The 21,570-nt window shown below is 51.5% G+C and carries 14 protein-coding genes; 7 read left to right on the top strand and 7 right to left on the bottom strand.

From position 1 onward, the window contains the following. Positions 1-9 precede the first annotated feature (9 nt). Genes BLQ88_RS16060 through BLQ88_RS16050 form a run of 3 tightly spaced genes read right to left on the bottom strand, consistent with a single transcriptional unit; the run spans position 10 to position 4,783 of the window. Positions 10-1,281 (bottom strand): sugar MFS transporter, encoded by a 1,272-nt coding sequence (locus BLQ88_RS16060; RefSeq protein ID WP_090151980.1) that lies wholly within the window; start codon positions 1,279-1,281, stop codon positions 10-12. Between the two features lie 24 nt (positions 1,282-1,305). Then, positions 1,306-2,136, bottom strand: coding sequence for an ROK family protein (locus tag BLQ88_RS16055; protein WP_090151977.1), 831 nt, complete (start codon positions 2,134-2,136; stop codon positions 1,306-1,308). 40 nt (positions 2,137-2,176) lie between these two features. After that, complete coding sequence (locus BLQ88_RS16050) at positions 2,177-4,783, bottom strand: family 20 glycosylhydrolase (RefSeq protein ID WP_090151975.1); 2,607 nt, start codon at positions 4,781-4,783, stop codon at positions 2,177-2,179. Positions 4,784-4,998: 215 nt separating this feature from the next. On the opposite strand from BLQ88_RS16050, the gene BLQ88_RS16045 reads away from it, so the two are divergent. From BLQ88_RS16045 to BLQ88_RS16030, 4 genes are all read left to right on the top strand, one after another. Then, positions 4,999-6,417: an AAA family ATPase gene (locus BLQ88_RS16045; RefSeq protein WP_090151972.1), complete on the top strand. Its 1,419-nt coding sequence runs from the start codon at positions 4,999-5,001 to the stop codon at positions 6,415-6,417. A 73-nt stretch (positions 6,418-6,490) separates the two neighbouring features. Next, positions 6,491-7,591: an acyltransferase family protein gene (locus BLQ88_RS16040; protein WP_090151969.1), complete on the top strand. Its 1,101-nt coding sequence runs from the start codon at positions 6,491-6,493 to the stop codon at positions 7,589-7,591. A gap of 3 nt (positions 7,592-7,594) precedes the next feature. Beyond that, positions 7,595-10,009: a hypothetical protein gene (locus BLQ88_RS16035; RefSeq protein ID WP_090151967.1), complete on the top strand. Its 2,415-nt coding sequence runs from the start codon at positions 7,595-7,597 to the stop codon at positions 10,007-10,009. 13 nt (positions 10,010-10,022) lie between these two features. Beyond that, positions 10,023-10,835: an HpcH/HpaI aldolase family protein gene (locus BLQ88_RS16030; protein WP_090151964.1), complete on the top strand. Its 813-nt coding sequence runs from the start codon at positions 10,023-10,025 to the stop codon at positions 10,833-10,835. A gap of 5 nt (positions 10,836-10,840) precedes the next feature. Here BLQ88_RS16030 and BLQ88_RS16025 read toward each other — a convergent pair whose 3' ends face one another. Together BLQ88_RS16025 and BLQ88_RS16020 are read right to left on the bottom strand one after the other, a co-directional pair. Next, positions 10,841-11,815, bottom strand: coding sequence for a nucleoside hydrolase (locus tag BLQ88_RS16025; RefSeq protein ID WP_090152395.1), 975 nt, complete (start codon positions 11,813-11,815; stop codon positions 10,841-10,843). A 101-nt stretch (positions 11,816-11,916) separates the two neighbouring features. Beyond that, a complete protein-coding gene (locus BLQ88_RS16020; RefSeq protein ID WP_090151961.1) occupies positions 11,917-17,301 on the bottom strand; it encodes a S8 family serine peptidase in 5,385 nt (1,794 codons plus the stop codon). A gap of 257 nt (positions 17,302-17,558) precedes the next feature. On the opposite strand from BLQ88_RS16020, the gene BLQ88_RS16015 reads away from it, so the two are divergent. Next, the gene (locus tag BLQ88_RS16015; RefSeq protein ID WP_090151958.1) at positions 17,559-18,332 is read left to right on the top strand and encodes a shikimate dehydrogenase family protein; all 774 of its coding nucleotides are present in this window, start codon (positions 17,559-17,561) and stop codon (positions 18,330-18,332) included. On the opposite strand, the gene ribD is transcribed toward BLQ88_RS16015, so the two are convergent. Continuing rightward, positions 18,329-19,393 carry a bifunctional diaminohydroxyphosphoribosylaminopyrimidine deaminase/5-amino-6-(5-phosphoribosylamino)uracil reductase RibD gene (gene ribD, locus BLQ88_RS16010; RefSeq protein WP_090151956.1) on the bottom strand — a complete coding sequence of 355 codons (1,065 nt, stop codon included), beginning with the start codon at positions 19,391-19,393 and terminating at the stop codon, positions 18,329-18,331. The two genes, BLQ88_RS16015 and ribD, sit on opposite strands and share 4 nt — an antisense overlap. Positions 19,394-19,483: 90 nt before the next feature. Here ribD and prmC point away from each other — a divergent pair, with 90 nt between their 5' ends. Next, positions 19,484-20,344 carry a peptide chain release factor N(5)-glutamine methyltransferase gene (gene prmC / locus BLQ88_RS16005; RefSeq protein WP_090151953.1) on the top strand — a complete coding sequence of 287 codons (861 nt, stop codon included), beginning with the start codon at positions 19,484-19,486 and terminating at the stop codon, positions 20,342-20,344. 27 nt (positions 20,345-20,371) lie between these two features. Next, positions 20,372-21,325 (top strand): AAA family ATPase, encoded by a 954-nt coding sequence (locus BLQ88_RS16000; protein ID WP_090151950.1) that lies wholly within the window; start codon positions 20,372-20,374, stop codon positions 21,323-21,325. A gap of 1 nt (position 21,326) precedes the next feature. Here the strand turns inward: BLQ88_RS16000 and yidD are convergent, their stop codons facing one another. Continuing rightward, positions 21,327-21,536, bottom strand: coding sequence for a membrane protein insertion efficiency factor YidD (yidD, locus tag BLQ88_RS15995; protein ID WP_090151947.1), 210 nt, complete (start codon positions 21,534-21,536; stop codon positions 21,327-21,329). Positions 21,537-21,570 lie beyond the last annotated feature (34 nt).

The following is a 21,570-nucleotide window of genomic DNA, read 5'->3' as shown; positions in this document are numbered from 1 at the left end:
GCTTAAATTTTAACCCAGTTTGAACAGCTCTTTTACACTCGAAACCGTTTCATTATTGACCAGCGGTTTGGCCCAAATACCAATGCTCGCAATGTAACCCAAAGGAATGAGCAAAAACAGCATCGCGAACCGCAGCCCTACCAGCTCACCCAGCCCACCGACGATCAGCGGAACTACCGCGCCACCAGCGATACCTGCACACAGAATGCCGGAAAATGTGCCATGATGCTTCGGTACCGAGTTCAATGCCAGTGAAAATATCACCGAATACATTACCGAGGCGAAAAATCCGGCCATCGGGAAGCCCATCAATGCCATTCCTTTCGGGCCGAACAGCGCCATTAGTAATGAGACAATGCCGCCGCAAGTGAAAAATAACAGTACTTTCCGGCTATCGAAGATTTTCAGCAATATCAATCCAAGGAAACAGCCGATTGTCAGCAAACCCCAGAAATAGGAAATCACGGAAGCGCCGGTCGTCGCCGGATCGACCTCGTGATAAGTTTGTAAAAATTGGGAGATCCAATTCGCAATACCCTGCTCCGTGCCCACGTACGCGAATATGCCCAGGAAGAACAGCCATACCAGCCTGTTATTCGCCAGTTCGCTGAATGACTTGCCCACATCGATCCGCTCGTCTTCCAGCAGTTCCACCTTGGGGAAGCGCACCAATGCAATCACCACGACCATCGCCAGCGCAATCACCGCGAAAACCCAGTAGAGCGATACCCATTTCAGGTTTTCAGGCACCAGTCCATTGAGTATATCAATTAAAAAACCGGAATTCGCCGAATATCCATTCCGGGAATGCACATTCAGCACCAGATAGCTGTAAAGCAACGGGCTCAGAAACGACGCCGCGCCAAAAAACAGCTGTGCCAATACCGAATAGAATGCGAACTTTTCCTCCCCACCCGAAACACGCAGCAACGGGTTAATCACTACCTGCAAAATGGCCATTCCAATGCCGATCAGGAACAAAGAGAACAATGCCACAGAAAAGCCGGGTAACAATGCAAACAGCAATGCACCGCCGAATGCTAACAGAAACGCACCGATCAGCATTACTTTTTCACCAAACTTCTCCACCATCAATCCCGCCGGAATCGACATTACCCCGTAAGCGACGAAGAAAGCGAACGGCAGGAAGCCAGCCAGACCAATGCTCAGGTCGAAACTTTTGACAATGTCGGGAATGATCGGCCCGAGGATATTGGTCAGAAAGGAAATGACGAAAAAGATCAGGAAGATCAGTACTACGATGAAAATGTTCCTTTGCATTGGAAGGGTTTTGGTTTTGTTACGTCAATCGTCGAGCAATGCCGCTGCGCCCAGCAACGCGATGTTCTCGTTTTCGGATAGCAGTAAAGTGAGCTTTTTCAATGATTCCGGATAGGCAAAATCCTGGATACTTTCCAGCATACTTTCCTGAAAGAACCGGTTCGCTTTGGCAATGGAGCCGCCCATGACAATCGCCTCCGGGTCGTAGGTGTACATAATGGCCTTGATCACCGCACCCAAATGCACGCCGAATTCTTCCCAGACTTCGATGGCTTTCTTACTGCCTTTCAATGCAGCCTCGTGCGCCGCAAAGGCATCGATACCCAGTGAATCTTCGAAAAAGCGGCTGCAAACATAATTCTCCAATATCGAATCCTTGTAAGGCAGCATCCCGATCTCCCCTGCCCCGCAATTTTTGCCCGCATATAAGTGGTTGTCGATGATAATGCCCGAGCCCAGCCCCGTTCCGATCCCCAGCCCGATCACCGACTGGAACTTCCGCGCCAATCCGAAACGGTGCTCGCCGAGTATGAAGCAGTTCACGTCGTTATTCACCGAAACGGGCAGGTTGAACTCCTTTTCCACGATGTCGCGCAATGCCACTTCCTCCCACGAGGGGATATTCATCACATTATATACAATGCCTTTGTTTACATCCACCACGGAAGGCACGCCGATGCCGATACCCTTCACGGGATAGGCCGTCAATGGACGGATCACGTCCATCAACTGGTCGAGCGTGGCCGAGAGTGAATGCTTGTTGGCCAGTAATGTCTGATTTTGCCGGGTAATATGGCCACCCGATTCGATACCGGCACGAATATTCGTGCCGCCGATATCTACACCAATGTTCATCGAAGGTGAGGAGTTGAGCTGCGTTAAACGATGTGTTGCGTCAACGGGCTGTCACTACACTGCTGCGGCTCGATCGTCCGGCCAGATCGAAGCTTTTCAGCGTAACAGTACCCGAAACTTTCACCGGATTTTCATAAAGCTGCGAAGTTTCGGTAGGCTCGGAACCGTCGGTCGTGTAGCGGATCGCCAGGCCCGGCAGTTCCACATTCGCTTTCAGCATTCCGTTTTCTATGATCGCGCCCGGTTGAGGCAGGCGGTAATTGTAGCCCCCGTTGATATACTTTAGTCTCGGCAAGTGCTTTTGGGCTATCGAATTTGCAAAAATATTCCAGCCTTCGGCCATCATGACTTTTCTGGCGGCATCGTCGGCCACATTTTCCCACTTCCGCTCGGCCGCCCAGGCGCTTTCGGAGAAGCCGAGGAGCTTCGGCAAAATGGAATATTCCATCATATCGCGGCCCTTGATCGTCTCGCTCCAAAGTTGTGCTTCCACGCCGTAAACGTTCTTTCTCGCCTCCGGTTTCATTAATTGCTTTCCAACAAACTCCTGCTTCATCGGCTTGCCCATCGAAGTTTCCTCGGTGGTACGGAACATATTGAATGGCGCAAATGCCCAGTTGTCGCGCGTATCCACAAACCCGCCCCAGTACAAGCCCGGTTCTTTCGGATCGTTGTTATATGACATGTCGAAATAGAAGTTGGTCACATTGCAAAGCACCACGGGATAACCCGCATTGGCCATACGATTACCCAAATCGACATCGTACACATTGTTCCAGACATACGGATATACTTGCCGCCCTACAAACTCGGGATTGGCCAGGTAAGCGCCGGTTTCCGTCTTGTTCAATGCTACCTCTTCCCAGCCGTGCACTTTCAGGCCGCGCTTTTCGAGCATAGGAAGGAGTTTTCTGAAAAAATAGGTCTGCAAGTAACGTGGCCCTTTCACCTCCGGATGTTCTGCCAAAAGCTTGGCCGCCATCGGCGATTTCGTCCAGACACCGTCCGCAACCTCGTCGCCGCCGGTGTGGAATGTATCCATTTTCAAACCGGCCTGCTGGTAGAGCTTCGCGATTTCATCCACTACTTTCACGAAGAAATTGTAGGTCGATTCCCGCGCCGGGCTCACGACATTGTTCTTATAACCTTGGGCCGAAATGTAAACCGACTTATCGTCCGGATCGATCAGGCGGTACTCGTTCGCCTCTTTCTCCTTACCTTCCTTCATCAACCGCTCATACCGCGCCTCCATCGACTTGATCGCCGCCAGCGCATGGCCGGGAAAATTCAGCTCGGGGATAATTTTGATGTGCCGCTCATGGGCATATTTGAGTATTTCAATGAAATCGGCCTTGGTATAGTAGCCGCTTCCGTGCTTGTCTTTCTCATTAGCAACCGGCCCCGACCCGTAACCCGGGTGCAATGCGTTCGCATTCATGCCTGATGTGTGCTGGCGTTGCGCGCCCACCTGCGTGAGCTCCGGCAAACCGTCGATCTCGATACGCCAGCCTTCGTCCTCGGTGGTATAAAGCAACAAATGGTTAACCTTGTAACCCGAAAGCAGGTCTATAATGCGTTTCACCGACTCCTTGGTCTGGAAATTACGCGCTACATCCAAATGCAGGCTCCGGAACTGGAACCGCGGCGCGTCCTGCACCTGCACGAAACCAAAGCCGACCGACGCGACCGGTTTTTGATAGGATTCCGTCGGCGCGAGCTGCAACAGGCTTTGCACGCCATAGAATACCCCCGCAGCGTCGCTACCCTCGATCGTGATGCCACTTTGATTGATATTCAAATTATAGGCTTCGGTTGAAACACCATTGACTGCGACTTTACCGGTTTTCAACACAATAACGGCTTCCTCCGACGAAGGCTTATTCGGCAATCCGGCCTGAATCGGCAGATCCGTGCCTGTTAATGTCTTTAATTTACTGATCAGGTATCTGGCCTCGTTTTCAAGCCCTTCCTGGTAATACACATTGGTTTTGCCCGTCAGCGAAAAAGTACCCGCTCCCGGAACCAGTTTCACGGGGCTTGGGATAATTTTCAAAAGCTGCTCCTCTCCCAGTTTCGTAAATCCGGCATTGGCTTTGTAACGCGTTTCGGCTGTCGGTACCTCTTTTAGGTCCATTTTGCCCCGCAGGATCTGCTCTCTGGTAGTAAATGGTTCAATCTTATAATCAGCAACCTGAACAATGTCCTTTTCCTTGCCCTCATTATCATAAAACACGAAATACAAGCCCAGCGGCGCATCCGTCTCCTTCACCACCCCTTCGGTGCCCGTATATTTGATCACCACCGAATCGCCCGGCGCCAGTTTGAAATCCTTCGCGGCAATCATCTGGTACCAGTCGCCATTGATATGCTCGACGATCGCCGGCTGGGGTGTTTTGTTCGATTGGATCGGCCTGGGCGACATATTCCAGAACAGCTTCCAGTTGGAGCCATCCAATCCAAAATCGCTTCCATTTCGGATCGTAAACTGCGCCTCAAACCTCCCCTCGGGCTCTATAAAATTGCTAACGAGCTTCCACGACACCGCGATTTTCTCGGCCTGTTCTTTGGATACATTGCCCGATTTGTTGCAGCTCGCAAGCAGCAGCGCACCAAACAGGATCAGCGAAAGCGGAAATAGTTTCTTCATAGGGTTCAAAAGGCTGGGGATTGATTTTCGGTGTTCAGAATACAACTTCCTAATTACTGACAATTGCGCAAAATATACTAGTGAAGGGTGCAAAAAGCGTCGCCGGGAAAAATCAAACTCAGCTTAAAGTGGGTCTGAAAGTATAGATTAAGCTGAGTTTGATTTTATATTCAGCTTAAAGTAGCTATAATTGTATAGATTAAGCTGGATATAAAATGGAGAAAGTTGCAGGTCGGCAGGACGAGCAGGCTCAGATGAAACAACTTCTGCTGAGCGGGAAGGCCGAGTTTTTAGCCATTTATGGGCGTAGAAGGGTTGGGAAGACTTTTCTCATACGAAATGTCTATCAAAAAGAACTCGTCTTTCAGATGACAGGCATCGCAAATGCGACCATGGCTCAACAACTTGCCAACTTTTCTTCCGCATTGCAAAGTGCAGAGAAAAGCGAGAATCTAAGGACCATACCAGGCAACTGGTTTTCAGCATTTGAACAGCTCAAAGGGTTTTTGGAAAACCTCAAAGCATCCAGAAAAGTAATCCTCTTTGACGAGCTTCCGTGGATCGATACATTCAGGTCCGGCTTTTTGTCAAGCCTGGAACATTTCTGGAACAGCTGGGCTTTCGCGCGAACCGACATCGTGCTGGTCGTCTGCGGTTCGGCCGCTTCCTGGATGCTCAATAAACTGATTCATAACAAAGGAGGCTTGCACAACCGGGTTACCAGGCGGATCAGACTGGAACCATTTACCCTGAAAGAAACAGAACACTTCTTCAAGATTAAAAACATCGTATTAGACCACTACCAGATCATTCAGCTATACATGGCAATGGGCGGCATTCCTTTTTATTTAAATGAGGTCCAGCCCGGTTTAAGTGCATTTCAGGTAATTGATAAAACGTGTTTTACCAAAGGTGGCCTCCTTACTTTTGAGTACGAAAACCTCTACCGCTCGCTTTTTTCGAAGGCCGAAAGGCACATTGCCATCATTGAAGCACTCGCTGCCAAAACACAAGGACTGACACGCGAGGAAATTATCCGGACTTCGCCACTCGTTAATGGTGGGACACTGACGCAACTATTACAGGAATTGGAGGAAAGCGGTTTTATTTCCAAATCACTTCCGTTTGAAAAAAAGGTCAAAACAAGCATTTACCGCCTGACAGACCAATATTCGTTGTTCTACCTCAAATTCATCAAAAACAGTAAAGCTGCCGGTAGCGGCACCTGGTTAAGCCGCATCGATAGTCCTGCATGGCGCGCATGGAGTGGTTACGCATACGAAAACATTGTGTTTGCCCATATCGACAACGTGAAGCGGGCGCTGGGAATCAGCGGTATTTACACGGAAACTTCATCCTGGCTTAGCGCAAAGAAGGAGGCCCAGATAGACCTTTTGATAGACAGAAGAGACCGCTTGATATCCATTTGTGAAATCAAATTTTCGCAAAATCCCTTCATCATCACTAAGTCCTACAAAGCTGAATTGGAGAAGAAACTGGCAGTTTTCAGAAGTGAAACAAAAACAAACAAATCGGCCTTCCTAACGATGATCACGACATTCGGGACGGTCGAAAACACCAACTCGTTGGGCCTTGTTCAGAACCAGGTTACAATGAACGACTTATTTAATTAATCCCACATTTTCTTCCTTTTCCCAATAGCCCTTCCACAGGAGGTTTCCGTACATAACCCTATAAACGGCTATCATGGAAAACCCTTCGGGCTCAGTGTCTCGATTACTTTCGCTGGATGCCATGCGTGGCTTCACCATTGCGGCGATGATTATGGTCAATTTTCCGGGGCATGAGGATTTCGTGTTCCCGACCCTCCGGCATACCAAATGGAACGGGCTGACTTTTACAGACCTCATCGCGCCCACGTTCCTTTTTATCGTCGGCGTTTCGATTACATTGGCTTATTCCAAAAAGCTGGATGCGCCGAAAGGGGCATTATACCGCAAAATCTTCGTCCGCTCGCTGAAAATATTTGCCGTGGGCATGTTCCTCAACATGCTGCCCGACTTCAACTTCGCCGACCTGCGCTATACCGGCACGCTGCACCGTATCGCCATCGTCTTTCTCGTGTGCGCGATCCTTTTTTTGAATACCAACTGGAAACAGCAGCTCGGCATCGCCGTCGGCATTCTCGTTCTCTACTGGCTTGCGCTGACCACCATTCCGACGCCGGGCATTGGTAAGGTCATGCTGGAACCGGGCGTAAATATTGCCGCGTGGGTCGATCAGCAGTATTTGCCCGGCAAGATGTGGCAGGGCAACTGGGATCCGGAAGGGATTCTGAGCACATTTCCGTCTATTGCGACGACCATTACCGGCATGCTCGCAGGCAGGCTGATGCTCCTGCCCCTTTCGGCCAACGAAAAGAGTAATTTCTTGCTCACCGTCGGCTTTGCGACAGCCGCATTGGGCTATTTCTGGAACCTGATTTTCCCGGTCAACGAAAATCTCTGGACGAGCTCATTCGTACTCGTCACGTCCGGCTTCGCGTCTATGCTGCTCGGTGCATTGTATTTCCTGATCGACATTCGCGGCAATACGGCAGGCATTGCGCCCGGTGTCATTTTCGGGGCAAATGCCATTACCGCCTACGTCCTGGGGGATATTCTTGCATTGCTCTTTTACATTATGCCCGTTGGAAGCGACACGTTGAACCATCACGCGGTGAGCGCTCTATCGCAAACCGGCATGGACCCGCGCCTGGCCAGCATGCTTTTCGCGCTCTTTTTTGTGTGTATCAATTTCATCCCGGCTTACCTGCTTTACAAAAAACGGATTTTCATCAAGCTCTGACCCATGCGCTTTCCTCTACGGCTTTTTATCCTGCTATGCTTGACCCTGCGAAGCGGCCTCGCGTTTTCACAATTCATCGATTTATCCAAAGGTCAGATTTACAGTCCGACCGACAAGGCTGCATTACTCAGGAGCATTGAGGTATTACAAAATGAAGTTACAAAGCGAACCGGCATTAAATTACCTGTTGCGAAAAAGCTTCCAAAGGCCGGTAATGCGATCCTGATCGCGCTCGAAACCGACCTGGGTAAGCTGCCGGAGCCGTACAGAAGCGCCGCCTCGGCATTGCCTGAAACCAAAAGCGAAGGTTTCAAACTTGTTACAGGGCTTTCAAATACCATTGTGATTATAGGAAAGGACGCTCGTGGAATTTTGTACGGCGTAGGAAAATTCCTGCGGAAGGCAGAAATGAGCCAAGGGAAGTTGCAGGTTAGCGACCGGCTGGCGATCAGTACCAGCCCGAAATACCCGATGCGTGGCCACCAGCTCGGTTACCGTCCCAAAACAAATGCCTACGATGCTTTCACTGTCGCCGGTTTCGACCAGTACATTCGTGAATTGGCATTGTTCGGTGCGAATACCATTGAAATACTTCCTCCGCGCACCGACGACGATGCTACCAGCCGGCATATGAAAATACCTGCCGCCCAAATGATCGTCGAGCAATCGCGCATTTGCAAATCGTATGGCCTCGACGTGTCGATCTGGTACCCGAATATGGGCAAAAACTACGTCCACCCGGATTCCATTGCAAAAGAGCTGGCCGAACGCGATCAGGTGTTTGCGAGCCTGCCCAAGCTCGATGGCGTGTTTGTACCGGCGGGTGATCCCGGCGAGTTGGAGCCGGATGTGCTATTTGCGTGGCTGGAAAAAGAGGCAGTCGTTTTACAGAAATATCATCCCAAAGCCAAGATCTGGGTGTCGCCTCAGGTGTTCAGGCCGACCCAAAAGTGGTTCGATGCGTTTTTCAGCCATGCCAATAAGGAATATCCGTGGTTCGGCGGGGTGGTGTTCGGGCCTTGGGTAAAAATTCCGGTGCAAAAGATCCGGGAAATGCTCAAACCTTCGATCCCGATCCGGCATTATCCCGACATTACCCATAACTACTCCGCGCAATACCCCGTCCCGCATTGGGACCTCGCGTGGGCGATGACGCTCGGGCGCGAGAGCATTAACCCGCGTCCGTTCGATGAAAAGGCCATTCACAATGCATTGGACCAGTATGGCATCGGTAGTGTGAGCTATTCGGAAGGTACCAACGACGACGTCAACAAGTTTGTATGGAGCGACCAGGATTGGGACCCCGAAATGCCCGTAATGGAAACCTTGCGTGATTATTCCAGGCTATTCTTTGGCCCTGGGTACCAGGAAGCCGCCGCCCAGGCCATCGTGGATTTAGAAAAAAACTGGCGCGGCGAGGTGATCACAAACGAGGGCATTGAAATTACCCTACGGCAATGGCAGATGATGGAAAAGCACGCGCCACTGACATTACTGCAAAATCCACGCTTCCAGATGGGCCTCATCCGGGCCTATTTCGACGCCTACACCCGCCAGCGAGTCATTTACGAAACCGAACTCGAACAGCAGGCACGCCGGGCACTGGCTTCTGCCGCTACCTCGGGCGTGGTGAAGGCTATGCGCAATGCGGAAGCAGTATTGGAAAAGGCCTGGAAAGAGCCCATTCTTAACGATTATCAACAAAAGTGCGCAGACCTTGCCGATTCATTGTTCAAAAGCATCGGTGCGCAGCTGACTATTCAAAAGCATGGTGCAATGTCGGGCAGGGGCAATTTTATGGACTTGATCAATATGCCGCTGAACGATGCGCCTTATTTACTGGATCAATTCAAAAGGATCGGGAAGCTGAGCAGCGAGGCGGAAATGCTGCGGGAAATCGACCAGCTCCTGCATCGTACCGACCCGGGCCCGGGCGGTTTTTACGACCATTTCGGCGATCCGGAAAGCTGGTACCGTGTTGTTCCAAACCTTTCATGGGAAGAAGATCCCGGTAGCTTGCAATCGCCCCGCATTGGTTTCGGGGTCGGTTTGGTAGGCGAAGAATGGGTGGACGAAATTCAGGCAACGGGCTTCAAAGGACAAGTGACGCCGCGCGCCTGGATGAAGCAGGCCAAAACGCTTTACGACCAGCCGTTGCGCATCCGGTACGATAACCTCGACCCGGACGCGACCTACCGCATTCGCATTTCGTACACCGGGCGCTTCCGCTCACGTATGCGCATGACAACCGACGACGGCCTTACCATCCACGATTTTATCCAGACCGGCGAACAACCCACATTTGAATTCAATGTACCCAAAGCAGCTACCGCCGATGGCAAAGTAGAATTTGAATGGACATGCGGCGAGGGCGAACGCGGCTCGCAGGTGACGGAAATATGGCTAATGAAACAATAACAGAGACTCCACAATGGAATCCGCATTACTTGAAAAACTGAAAAACGGGGGCAATGTATACGGCACCTGCATTACCTCCACCGGCCCGATGTGGCCCGCGGCCGTAAAGAAAACCGGCGTCGATTTCGTGTTCATCGATACCGAGCACATACCGCTGGGCAGAACGGAAATGGCGACATTGTGCCAGCAATTCCGGCATCTGGGCATTACGCCGATCGTCCGCATTCCCTGCCCCGATCCCTACCTCGCCTGCCAGGCCATCGATGCGGGTGCAAAAGGCATTGTGGCACCCTACCTCGAATCCACGGCGCAAATCAGGGAGCTGGTAGGTGCTACGAAATACCGCCCGCTGAAAGGCGAGGTATTGCAGAATTACCTCAGCGGGGCCGTGGAGATGCCCGGACACATGCAGGATTATGTAGCCAGGTACAATGCAGGGAATATCTGCATTGCCAACATTGAAAGCGTACCTGCGATGAACAACCTGGAAGCATTGCTGTCGGTACCTGGGCTGGACGCCGTTTTCATCGGCCCGCACGACCTGTCGGTAAGCCTCGGCCTCCCTGAGCAATACGACCATCCCGAGTTCGAAAAGGCCGTTTCCTATATTATCCGCACCACAAGAGCGAAAGGATTGGCCATCGGTATTCACTTTTCACTGGAACCGGAGCGGCAGATACAATGGATGAAAGAAGGCGCGAACATCGTCGTGCACAGTTTCGACGTGGCGCTTTTTGTGCAGAAACTGAATGCGGATTTTGATATTATAAAAAAAGCGGCCGGTGATGTTCCAGCCGCCAATAGCGATACTACAATGGTGGTATAGCCCCTTTATTTTCCCTGCCACATCATCAGTCCTTCGATCAGCGCCGTAAGTTGTTCGAAGGGCATTGCGGGTGTGAGGTATGCATGCGGGCCCATGGGGTCGTCCTGCCAGCTGTTATTGCCTCCGTCGATGACGATTTTACCGCGTTTTACACCAAAATAAGGCTGAATTCCACGGATAGCCACGAGTACGGCTGTCTGATCCCAGCTCATCCGTCCGTCCGCATCGCCTTTGGAGAGCGGCATAGCCATCGCAAAAACTTCTTTTACAGGACTTTTCAGGTTTTCGTTCGCGATTACGCGTTTACCGGTTTTTATTTCTTTCCCAATTTCCAGTCCGCTGAAAAGAATTTCGGTAGGCCATTCTTTAAAAACTTTCGCGGAGGCGACTGAGTCCACCAGTACATTGTACTCACGGCCTTTGGGGAAATGGCCCGCCATCGACACGAGCTGCTTCACCTTTTTACGAACCAGGTTACTACCCGAAAGTTGAGAGTTGGCATCCGGTCCGGAATCCAGCAAATCTGCCAGGTTTGTTAAAAAACCTACTGTAACGATTGTAACGCTCTGGTCGGGCTGCTTGGCGAGTATTTTGCGATAGGTTTCTACGGCATTCGGCGCATCCGACGTTTTGGCAATTTTGTGCGGGTATTTCTCAACCAGCATCTCAGGCCATTTTTGCGTGGCACCGAAGTTGGCACCATTGCCTTTCGGCGCGCCGGTGGGTAACTCGGGCCGGCCGAAATAGGTATTCAGGATTTCAATCGTAGGTACTACCAGTTCATTTTTATTGGAAGAAATCACTGCCAGCGGCTTCACTTCCCCTCTGTCGGCTAATGCGTGCATAACCGCCATGGCGCCTACGTCGTCGTAATCCGGGCCGATGTCCGTATCGAGGATCAATGCATTGGCCGGCCTGCCGGTTTGAGCATGCGCATGAGAGAGTGTAAGAAGGCAAAGGATCAGTAATACTTTATTCATGACATTCATTGTTCAAAAAAGCGGTCTGTTGTAAAGCTATTCGCTTTTCCCCGGCTATATGCTGCATGGGATGGATTTTTTGCGCGATAGCAACGGTTACATCAGTTTTTCAACACCTGGAATGCCTGTTTTGTTTCTCCATTCACTACTTCCAGAACATATATTCCTTCCAAAAATTCGCGGCCCGAGAGATCCACCTTGCGCTTCTGCGCCGGGTTCAATGCGTCTCCGTTGAGTTGCTTCAATATTCTTCCGTGTAGATCATATACATTCACCGACACCGAACGGCTTGCGGGAACGTCGTCGCCCAGGTAGAATACACCTTTCGAGGGGTTAGGGTAAACCGACCATGCCGTTTGCGCCTCGAATGCGACCGTCCGCACACGGGAGTATTGATAGGTACTGTCGATATCCACCATTTTCAACCGGTAATAGAGATTGCCCCATTTACCCGGCAGCTGATCCACATACTCGTATTTTCCTCCCGCTTTCAGATTACCTTCTCCAAAAACCTGCGCCAGCCTTACGAATTTGCCCCGGCGATAGGCCTCGTCGCCTGTTGCTACTTCAATATCGAAATGGTCGAAATTCTCCTCGGAAGCGGTTTCCCAATCCAGGATCACATCCTTCGACTGCCCGTCGTCCTCCTTTTTGCGCGCATTGAAACTCACCAGGTCCACCGGCAATGCGCCCGGATTTCCGACAAATCCTTTCGAAAGCCAGAATTCCGAGAATGTTTTCAGGTTCATTTCGGCATAATACCCTTTGTCGTAAGGAACGATCGTCACCTCACCGGCCGGGTGGAACGACCAGCCGCCTTCGGTACTGTTGGCCAAATTGCCGTCCTCCTTCGCGGTATTGCCGGCGTTCCGGTATTTTGAAATTCCCAGTTCGAATGGATTCACCGGCTTTCCGCAAGTACCACAGCCCGCCGCGTTTATCAATGCTTCGCTCTCTGTTTCCAGGAAGTAAAACCGGACCGTGGCCTGGTTCGCCAGGTCGTTGTTTGCAGGTTTTATCGTGAAATTCCGGTCGAGATAATACTGTCCGTTACCGTTTCTGACGCCTACGGTGTTCAGGTAAGTTTGCACCTCGGTGTTACCCATATTCTGGCCGTTGGCATTAATAGCCACCATAAGCTTCCCGTTGGTTGTAAAATTTACCCAATCTGAACCTGAAACCTGCTTGGTAGCCACGCCGCCGCCATTGTCCAGTATTTGTGAAGTTTTGTCAAAAATGTGAATATCATCCAGGGCAATTCCCTCCCGGTGGGTAAAACCGTCGGAAACGAATACAAAGCGCAATTTGAGGTTCGCGAAGCCGGTAGGCAAAGGAATGCTCGCCACATGCCAGCGCAGGTAATCCTGCATGGCCCACGCCCCATTGCCCGAATAGGTCTTGTTATACCAGTTGGTACCCTGCCCTACCGAGCCCAGGCGTGTCCATGCGCCACCGTTACCGGAGTATTCGACGTATACATAGTCGCAAGGCGTGGGCTCGCAAACTTCGAGATCCAGTGCCACGCTGAAACTCAGCGTAGGTGCGCTAAGGCTGTTCACGTTGAAGCAAGGCGAGTACAAGTACGATTCTTCCTTATCATTATAGGACCCGGCAAGGTTGGTTTTCCACACTTTCGTTCCGCTGGCCGCTTTGTTCAGCGCTAAAGAAGTTGGCGTTCCCCATTTCCACGAGCTATTCGTTCCCTTGGTACTCCAGAAGCCATCTCCATTTTCAAAGTTTTCGAGATAGGGGAATGTGCTCAATACCGGTGCGTTAAAAACTTTCACCGCCAGCGAGTCATTGTCCCGGAAGCTGTCCGTTCCCAGCTCCGACCATGCTTTGAGGTTCAAGGCACCGATGGCCGAGAGATCAGCCTTGGGACCGAAAGTAAAATCCATGGTTGTGCGCTTGGTGAGTGAAGGAATGGTGTCACGCAGGATGGTCCCGTTCGGCAGCGACAATGCTACCGGCAGGTCGGTGATATCCCGCGCGGAGCTATTGCGGATACGGACCGAGATCGTTTCAGCATTGCCCAATCCGCAGCTTTCCGTAGGCGGAGCCAGCAAAGCCAGCATTTGAATGTCGTCGGTAACCGAAACAATACGGATATCATCGAAAGAATACCCCGCGCCGTTACTGTAATCGGAAGTGATCATTTTGCCCCATTGCCCCCAGCGGACCTGGAAGCTCGACGAAAAGTTTTTCGCATTCGCCGAAAGCAGCGCGCTTACTTCCAGCGGAGCAGTCGTTTTATAACCTTCCGTCGTGAGTTTCTGGTTTGCAAAAAGGTCGTAAATCTCGATCCAGGTATCGGTATCCTTGCCTCTTATCCACACTTTATTGTTATCGTTCGCCTTTTGCCCGTGGTTCTTGTAGGAAAATATCAATCGCAGGTCATCGGTATTGATATTGTAGCCGGCAAGGTTGAATGTCCCCGTCAGATAGCTCGTGTTACCTGCTGAATAGGCCCGGTTCGCATCGAGCGTCAACGCTTTCTGACCGGATGCCGCAAAGCCTGAATTAATAAACGTCCTGATCCTTCCGGCGTCGGTGTTGGCGCTGAAATCGTACCGGCCGTCTCCCGTCAACCCGATCTGCTCGGCGGTCACATTCTGTACCGGCAGGTTTTCCATGTTGTCATTGAAGGGCAATGCCAACTGGTCGTTGGACAGTTGCCTGAAAAGCTTCACCAGGGTATCGTTAGCGGTAACAACATCCGCATTGCTGTGTATATAAGCCTTGAAAGTGTAATCCCCGGGGTTGGAAAAATTGGCAGGCACCTCGAATGTATGATCGTAAGTTTTTCCTTTTTCGATAAAAGGAGTAATCGTCTCAATGGGCACCGCTACGCCGTTGAGCTCGTAGCCGACGTCCAGAGAGCCATTGAAATCCACATCGTCGAGGTTTTTGATCCTGATTTTGGCAAAAACAGCCCCGCTCAGTTCTGTTGAAGTATTTTTCCTGCCCGACGATGCCGGCGTCAGGACGGACTCAATTTTAAGATCATTGTTCGAAATATTGCCCGCACAAGTTCCCGTATCCGGCTTACGCGAAATGGCCAGCGCCCTGCGGCCGGGCTTCCCGACAATTCTTGCCCGCACGGACACATAGTAGGTCGAATCTTTCGACAACCCGCCCAATGTATAGGTAGTGCCGGCAGTTGTCGCTACGGGCACCATTTCATTTCCTTTCAACATCATTACCTCGTAGTCTGCCGCACTCGTCACGGCCGTCCAGTCGAGGGAAATATAGCCTTCGCATTGCAGCGCCGACAATGTGAGCGTGGGAATGCCAACTGACGTAAAAGGTTCTGAAACGCTTTGCACCCCGGTACTGTTCTGGATCACGCGCACACGCGCCTTGTCGGACCGTAAGCCGGGGATCGCCCACGCTATCTGTCGGGTAGTTGCGGGAACGGATGTTGAAATGTTCGACCACGAAATCCCGTTACCACTGTATTGTACCGTAAAGGTACTGGCGCTATTGCCGAAAGCATCCCAGGAAATATATAATCCGTCGCCGTCTTTCAGGCGTTCCCCTCCGATCGGGTGGGTAATGGTGATGGAATTGGGGATAATATCGTAAACCACAAAATACTCCTGCGAAGGCGACTGCCCGATGGTAGTACCTTTCACTGAAATCTTGTAGTTCCCCGCGGCAGGATTATCGATCACCACCTGCTCCATATTGTTGCGGTTGTCTACCCCAGTGGTGGCAACATTGTTCACATTCGCCACCGACGGGTCGAGGATTCGCGGCAATACCACATTCGAAGCGGGATTAGTGACCGTAAGGTCGAGGTTATGCACCAGGTTCTGGGATGCCAGCGTGCTTCCGGCGGGATCGTTCCAGTAGAGCATTACTTTCACCTGTGCCGTGTTGGCCGGAACATTGATCGAGAAACTATTCGAGTCCTGATGCGCCACCTGCGCCGTCGTATAACTCTGCGATTCGAGCATTTTGACCGAGCGGAGCAGGTTCAGCCAGCCATAACCATAGCTATAATCGGGGCCTTCGTTGCCTTTATCGACCGTTCCGTTGATCAGCAATGCTTTCATCAAACCATTCCTGGGGTTTTGGTTACCGTTCAGCTGGCGATAGCGCTCGTACAGCAACGCCAGTCCGCCCGACACTGCCGGAGCAGCCATGCTCGTTCCGGCTCCCGCTCCATACAGGTTTACAGGGATCGTGGACACGACCCCATTTCCCATGGCAGTAATTTCCGGTTTCAGCCTGCCATCTTTCACAGGCCCGCGGCTGGAATTCGACATCACTCCCCCCGTTTCGCCGGTACCACCAACGGTAATAACATTCTTGGCCGTCTGGTATCCGCCCAAAACAGTTGCAAAACCTGGCGCAAATGGCGCGCAGGTGGTAGAACCGCTATTTCCTGCGGCAAAAACGTGTTGCAGGTAGGGCATTTCAAACGCCTGCTGATCCAGAATGTAGGAGTACAGGTCGTACGTCCCGTTGGTCTCGCAGGTGATCACGTCCGATCCATAAGAATTATTGGTAATCACCATGCCGAAATCCTGCACATACTGGGGTGAGTAAGCCAGGATCGAAGAATAGCTTTGCGCAACTACTGTCGCTTTGGGCGCGTAACCCGCGTAACGCTCATCCATAATGCCCGCACCCGCCATCGTGCCCATTACGTGCAAGCCATGCGAACCACCCTCGATGGGCGCCCTGTTGATGACCCGCCCGTTAAAATCGATATGGCGCAATGGATTGGACTCGTCCCCGATGCCAATTACCACACCGGCTCCCGACAGGTTGCGGTTCCCGGGAAGGGACGATTTCAGGACATTCGCCCGGCCGTTCACGGTACTTTTATTATTTAGCTGCCGATCGGGCTGCGGCGCCGCCTGTACATATTGCACGAATGGCTGTCCCGCGAGGCGTTTCAGCTCCTTTACCGGCACACGCACGGTGAGTATCTGGTATTTTTTGAATTTATCCGAAACAAGTTCGTATTGCAGGCCTTGCAAGGCCGCCTGAACCTCCTCGTCACTGAACGATTTGGGATAACTGATCCAGATATCCACGGTGGTGGGGCTGGCAAATGCGTGAGAAGGTATGTTACCGTTGGCCAGTCCCGGCTGCATTTTTTGCTCCGCACTCAACTCCACAATCGCCCGCCCTTTCGTCCGGGCCAATGCACCGGGATTGCTGCCGGCCGCTATCGTCGCGGTGTAGGCGTAATTAGGAATATATTCCAGTAGTTCGATACCCTGGCCGCGAAGTTCGCGCCGCTCTTCTTCGGTGGGGATGCCGTCGAATTGTATGATGACAAATGATTTCTGCCCGGCAGTAGAAAGCCTGAATGCAGCGTTGGCGCGGCTGGTAGCCGAGGAAATATTCCGCTCGGGGACAAATGAGCCACTTTGGAGAAGGATCTGATAATCCCCCCGTTTCTGGCCGCTAACATTGCCAATCAACAGGCATGTCAGCAATAGTGTGTAGCAAAGATTTTTCAATTTCATAAATTTTAGTACAGATAAAGGATAGGTAATTCTACCTCATTTAACGTAATTATGCAAATTAATTCGGGCATTGTTTAATATAAATTAACCTCCACAAAGAACTAATTGATATACAGCTGACTGAGGCCTGAAGGCTATGGCAACCATGGCCTGTATACGCCAATTTAATACGACCCTAATTCTGCATGCATTTGTAATTAGCTGGTGGCTGGTATAACTTAGCAGCCTCATTTTTTACCGTCCTTGCACGCATCCCTATGAACTTATACGGCCTGATCGGATACCCGCTTACACACTCTTTTTCAAAGCGCTATTTCACCGACAAATTCATCAGAGAGAAGATCAAAGAGAGCAGTTATGAGCTTTTTGAAATGAAATCTTTGGAAGCATTGCCAGAATTGCTGAAACAGAAACACGGCCTCCGCGGGTTGAATGTGACGATCCCCTATAAAAAAGATGTAATTGCCTACCTCGACGACCTCGACGACGCCTCGGCCGAGCGCATCGGGGCGGTGAATACCATTAAAATTTACGCCGACGGCAGTACCAAAGGCTTCAATACAGACTACTACGGTTTCCAGCAATCGCTCGTGGAGTGGTTTGACAAACGGGGCGAATCCTGCAAGTATATCAAGGCGCTGGTATTGGGTAACGGCGGTGCCGCCAAGGCCGTGCAGGTGGCGTTAAAGGATCTTGAAATGGAATATACGCTCGTTTCACGCCAGAAAAGCGACGACTGCGTAGCTTACGAGGGCCTTACCCAGGAGATAATTCAGAATCACCGGTTGATCATCAACACAACCCCGCTGGGCACTTTCCCCAACACCGAAGAATGCCCGATGATCCCGTACGAGTGGATTACAAAAACTCATTACCTGTACGACCTCGTGTACAACCCGGCAGAGACGTTGTTCATGAAAAAGGGCAGCGAGCAAGGTGCTACTGTGATGAACGGGCTGAAAATGCTTGAATTGCAAGCGGAAAAAGCCTGGGAAATATGGAACACCGAGGAAAACCTCTGGAGCGTCTAAACCCGCTTGTAGAAAGTCCACAAATCGTCACCGATCTGCTCTGAACCTTTGAAGAGGCCCCGCGGCGCAGGCGCAGCTACGCCGTTGCCGATCGTCAGCTTGCCCTGGCAGCGCCGGATCTCGTCCCACAAGCCGCTTTCCAGAAATGCATTGATCACCGCCGCTCCTCCTTCGACCAGTACCGAATATATTTTACGCCGGTGCAGGCCTTCCAGGAGCTGGGCTATTTCATTATGTTCCTTGTCAATTTTGAGGTATGCAGTCGAGGGTGCTGCATAGCGTTCCGGGTCAGCTGGAATTGCGGTTTCGCGATCGTAGTTGACGATGATCGTACTTTGTGAATTGTCCAGCAAATGCAGATTAGGAGGCAGTTGCAGGTGCCTGTCGGTAACGATCCGTACCGGGTTCCGTCCGGTCCAATGGCGTACATTCAGTCGCGGGTTGTCCATTAATGCAGTTTTAAAACCTACCAAAATGGCATCCTCCTCCGTGCGCCACTGGTGTACACGCATGCCCGACAATGCGCCGCTGATCTGAACCGGCGTACCCGCCTCGTAGCCGAGGTAACCGTCGGCCGTTTCGGCCCATTTGAGGATCACATAAGGCTTTTTGAGGGTCATGGCCGTAAAAAACCGCCTGTTCAGTTCCAGCCCACGAGCTTCCAACACATTGCATTCGACCTCAATGCCCGCGTCGCGCAGGCGGCGGACGCCATTGCCGGACACCAGCGGGTTCGGATCGTTATTGCAGATGACCACTTTTTGCAACCGGCGGCTCACCAGCAGGTCCACGCAGGGTGGCGTTTTGCCTGTATGCGAGCAAGGTTCAAGTGTGACGTAGGCCGTCGCTTGTGGCAGTAAATGCGAATTACCTCTCGCATCCGTATCCTCAATCGCCCGCACTTCAGCGTGCGGGCCTCCGTAGGCACGATGCCAGCCTTCGCCGATAATGCGGCCTTCATGGACGATCACACAGCCTACCATAGGGTTCGGGCTCACAGCACCGCGGCCATATTCGGCGAGCTGCAAGGCCCGTTCCATCCATTGATTGTGCGTCTCCATGTGGCAAAAATACAAATGCCCTTTTAAACTCAACTTTCGGGAGTTCCTATAATTTGCTAACTTTCCGACATTGGATCAAAATCAGTGAAAATGACTTCCGCACGGCAGCTTTATTTATATATCGTTAAAAACATTACCGTTTATCCCGAAAAAGAGGCGCAAGCTATCTCGTTCATGCTGTTGGAGCATTATATGCGCCTTCGCAATATCGACGTGCTGGTGGACCGCCCCATACCCGAAAATACGGCACAGCCCGACTGGGATAACATCATCAAACGCCTCAACAACAACGAGCCCGTTCAGCATATCATCGGCTCCACCGAGTTTTGCGGCCTCGAATTCCGCGTTTCTTCGGCGGTACTCATCCCGCGTCCCGAAACCGAAGAGCTCGTTCAAATGGTGACGCGCGACTACGCCGAGCCCGATAAAAACATCTCCATTCTGGATATCGGTACCGGCAGCGGCTGCATTGCCATCGTGCTCGCGCGTTTCCTCCCGCATGTGAGCGTGCACGCGTGGGACGTGTCCGACGAGGCATTGGCAGTAGCAAAAGAAAACGCCCGCCAGCTCATCGCCGACGTCACTTTCGCGAAGCAGGATATGCTCAATGTGACCTTCCCGTTGCCCGGCAATATCGTGCAATTCGACTGCCTGGTGAGCAACCCGCCTTATGTGACCTACTCCGAGGCCGAAAGCATGCGCCCGAATGTACTCCGTTTCGAACCGCATGAGGCATTATTTGTCGAGGACAATGATCCATTGCTTTTCTACAAAGCCATTGCCGATTTTGGCGTGCACCATTTGAAACAGCACGGCAAATGCTATGTGGAGATCAACGAGCATTTTGGTGCGGAAACCAAGCAGGTTTTTGAAGAAAGGAATTACAAAAAGGTGGAAATCCTTCGTGATATCAATGGTAAGGACCGCTTCGTGAGAGCTATCTGGGCCTGATCCATTTCATTTTTTGACCCAATTTTCATGTACATAGAAAAAATCAGGGAGGTCCTGGACGAAATGGGCAAGGTGGTTGTGGGGCAGGACAAGCTCCTGAACCGACTGCTGATAGGCCTCTTTACCGGCGGGCATATTTTGCTCGAAGGCGTTCCGGGGCTAGCCAAAACTTTGACCATCAACGTCATGGCCAAAGTCCTCCACCTGGAATTCAAGCGCATTCAGTTCACGCCCGACCTGCTTCCCGCAGATTTGATCGGTACGATGATTTATAAGCCTAAAATCGGCGATTACGAAGTCAAGAGAGGGCCTATTTTCTCCAATCTCATCCTGGCCGACGAAGTGAACCGCTCTCCGGCCAAGGTACAATCCGCATTACTCGAAGCGATGCAGGAAAAGCAGGTGACGATCGGCGACGAAACTTTTCTCCTCGACCGCCCATTCGTAGTACTTGCCACCCAAAACCCGGTAGAACAAGAAGGTACCTATCCGCTACCCGAGGCACAGATCGACCGGTTCATGATGAAAGTCTATGTCGATTACCTCGATAAGATGAAGGAACTGGAAGTAATGCGCCGGATGTCGGATATTAATTATGAGTACAAAATCCGGCCTATTTTAAATAAAGAGGAAATTTTTGCGATCCGCGACGAGGTCAACAAGGTCAATATCTCCGATACGCTCGAACGGTACATTATCGAACTCGTATTCGCCACCCGCCGCCCGCTCGATTACGGCCTTCGCGATGAGGCGCGTTACATTCAGTTCGGCGCGTCGCCGCGGGCTACCATTTACCTCAACAGGGCTGCGAAAGCATTGGCTTACCTCGAAGGAAGGGATTACGTTTTGCCGGAGGATATCAAAGAGCTTGCTCCCGACATTATGAACCACCGCATCCTGCTCAACTACGAAGCGGAGGCCGACGGCGTGCGTACGATGACCATCATCGACTCCATTCTGCGGAAAGTCGCCATTGGATAATTCACGGCACCGGGTCGTGCCCGTGGCCGCCCCACGGATGGCAGCGCGCAATGCGTTTCAGCCCCATCCAGCCGCCTTTGAACGGACCGTGTTTCTGCACGGCCTCGATCATATATTGTGAACAAGTGGGTGTGTAACGGCACGAATTGGGCAAATAAGGCGAAAGCGCCGCCTGATAAAACCGCACGAGGGCTATGAGTAAAAATTTCATTTCGCGTCTTGTCTCATATTAGTATATTTGGTCA

This window comes from Dyadobacter soli, assembly GCF_900101885.1.
Lineage (GTDB): Bacteria > Bacteroidota > Bacteroidia > Cytophagales > Spirosomataceae > Dyadobacter > Dyadobacter soli.
This window is presented reverse-complemented; position numbering and strand designations above follow the sequence as displayed.

Excerpts from the sequence above, each read along its gene's own strand:
- yidD (WP_090151947.1), bottom strand. The coding sequence starts at position 21,536 with ATGAAATTTTTACTCATAGCCCTCGTGCGGTTTTATCAGGCGGCGCTT.
- BLQ88_RS16030 (WP_090151964.1), top strand. The coding sequence starts at position 10,023 with ATGGAATCCGCATTACTTGAAAAACTGAAAAACGGGGGCAATGTATAC.
- BLQ88_RS16040 (WP_090151969.1), top strand. The coding sequence starts at position 6,491 with ATGGAAAACCCTTCGGGCTCAGTGTCTCGATTACTTTCGCTGGATGCC.
- BLQ88_RS16025 (WP_090152395.1), bottom strand. The coding sequence starts at position 11,815 with ATGAATAAAGTATTACTGATCCTTTGCCTTCTTACACTCTCTCATGCG.
- prmC (WP_090151953.1), top strand. The coding sequence starts at position 19,484 with ATGACTTCCGCACGGCAGCTTTATTTATATATCGTTAAAAACATTACC.
- BLQ88_RS16020 (WP_090151961.1), bottom strand. The coding sequence starts at position 17,301 with ATGAAATTGAAAAATCTTTGCTACACACTATTGCTGACATGCCTGTTG.
- BLQ88_RS16055 (WP_090151977.1), bottom strand. The coding sequence starts at position 2,136 with ATGAACATTGGTGTAGATATCGGCGGCACGAATATTCGTGCCGGTATC.
- BLQ88_RS16050 (WP_090151975.1), bottom strand. The coding sequence starts at position 4,783 with ATGAAGAAACTATTTCCGCTTTCGCTGATCCTGTTTGGTGCGCTGCTG.
- BLQ88_RS16045 (WP_090151972.1), top strand. The coding sequence starts at position 4,999 with ATGGAGAAAGTTGCAGGTCGGCAGGACGAGCAGGCTCAGATGAAACAA.
- BLQ88_RS16035 (WP_090151967.1), top strand. The coding sequence starts at position 7,595 with ATGCGCTTTCCTCTACGGCTTTTTATCCTGCTATGCTTGACCCTGCGA.
- BLQ88_RS16000 (WP_090151950.1), top strand. The coding sequence starts at position 20,372 with ATGTACATAGAAAAAATCAGGGAGGTCCTGGACGAAATGGGCAAGGTG.
- BLQ88_RS16060 (WP_090151980.1), bottom strand. The coding sequence starts at position 1,281 with ATGCAAAGGAACATTTTCATCGTAGTACTGATCTTCCTGATCTTTTTC.
- ribD (WP_090151956.1), bottom strand. The coding sequence starts at position 19,393 with ATGGAGACGCACAATCAATGGATGGAACGGGCCTTGCAGCTCGCCGAA.
- BLQ88_RS16015 (WP_090151958.1), top strand. The coding sequence starts at position 17,559 with ATGAACTTATACGGCCTGATCGGATACCCGCTTACACACTCTTTTTCA.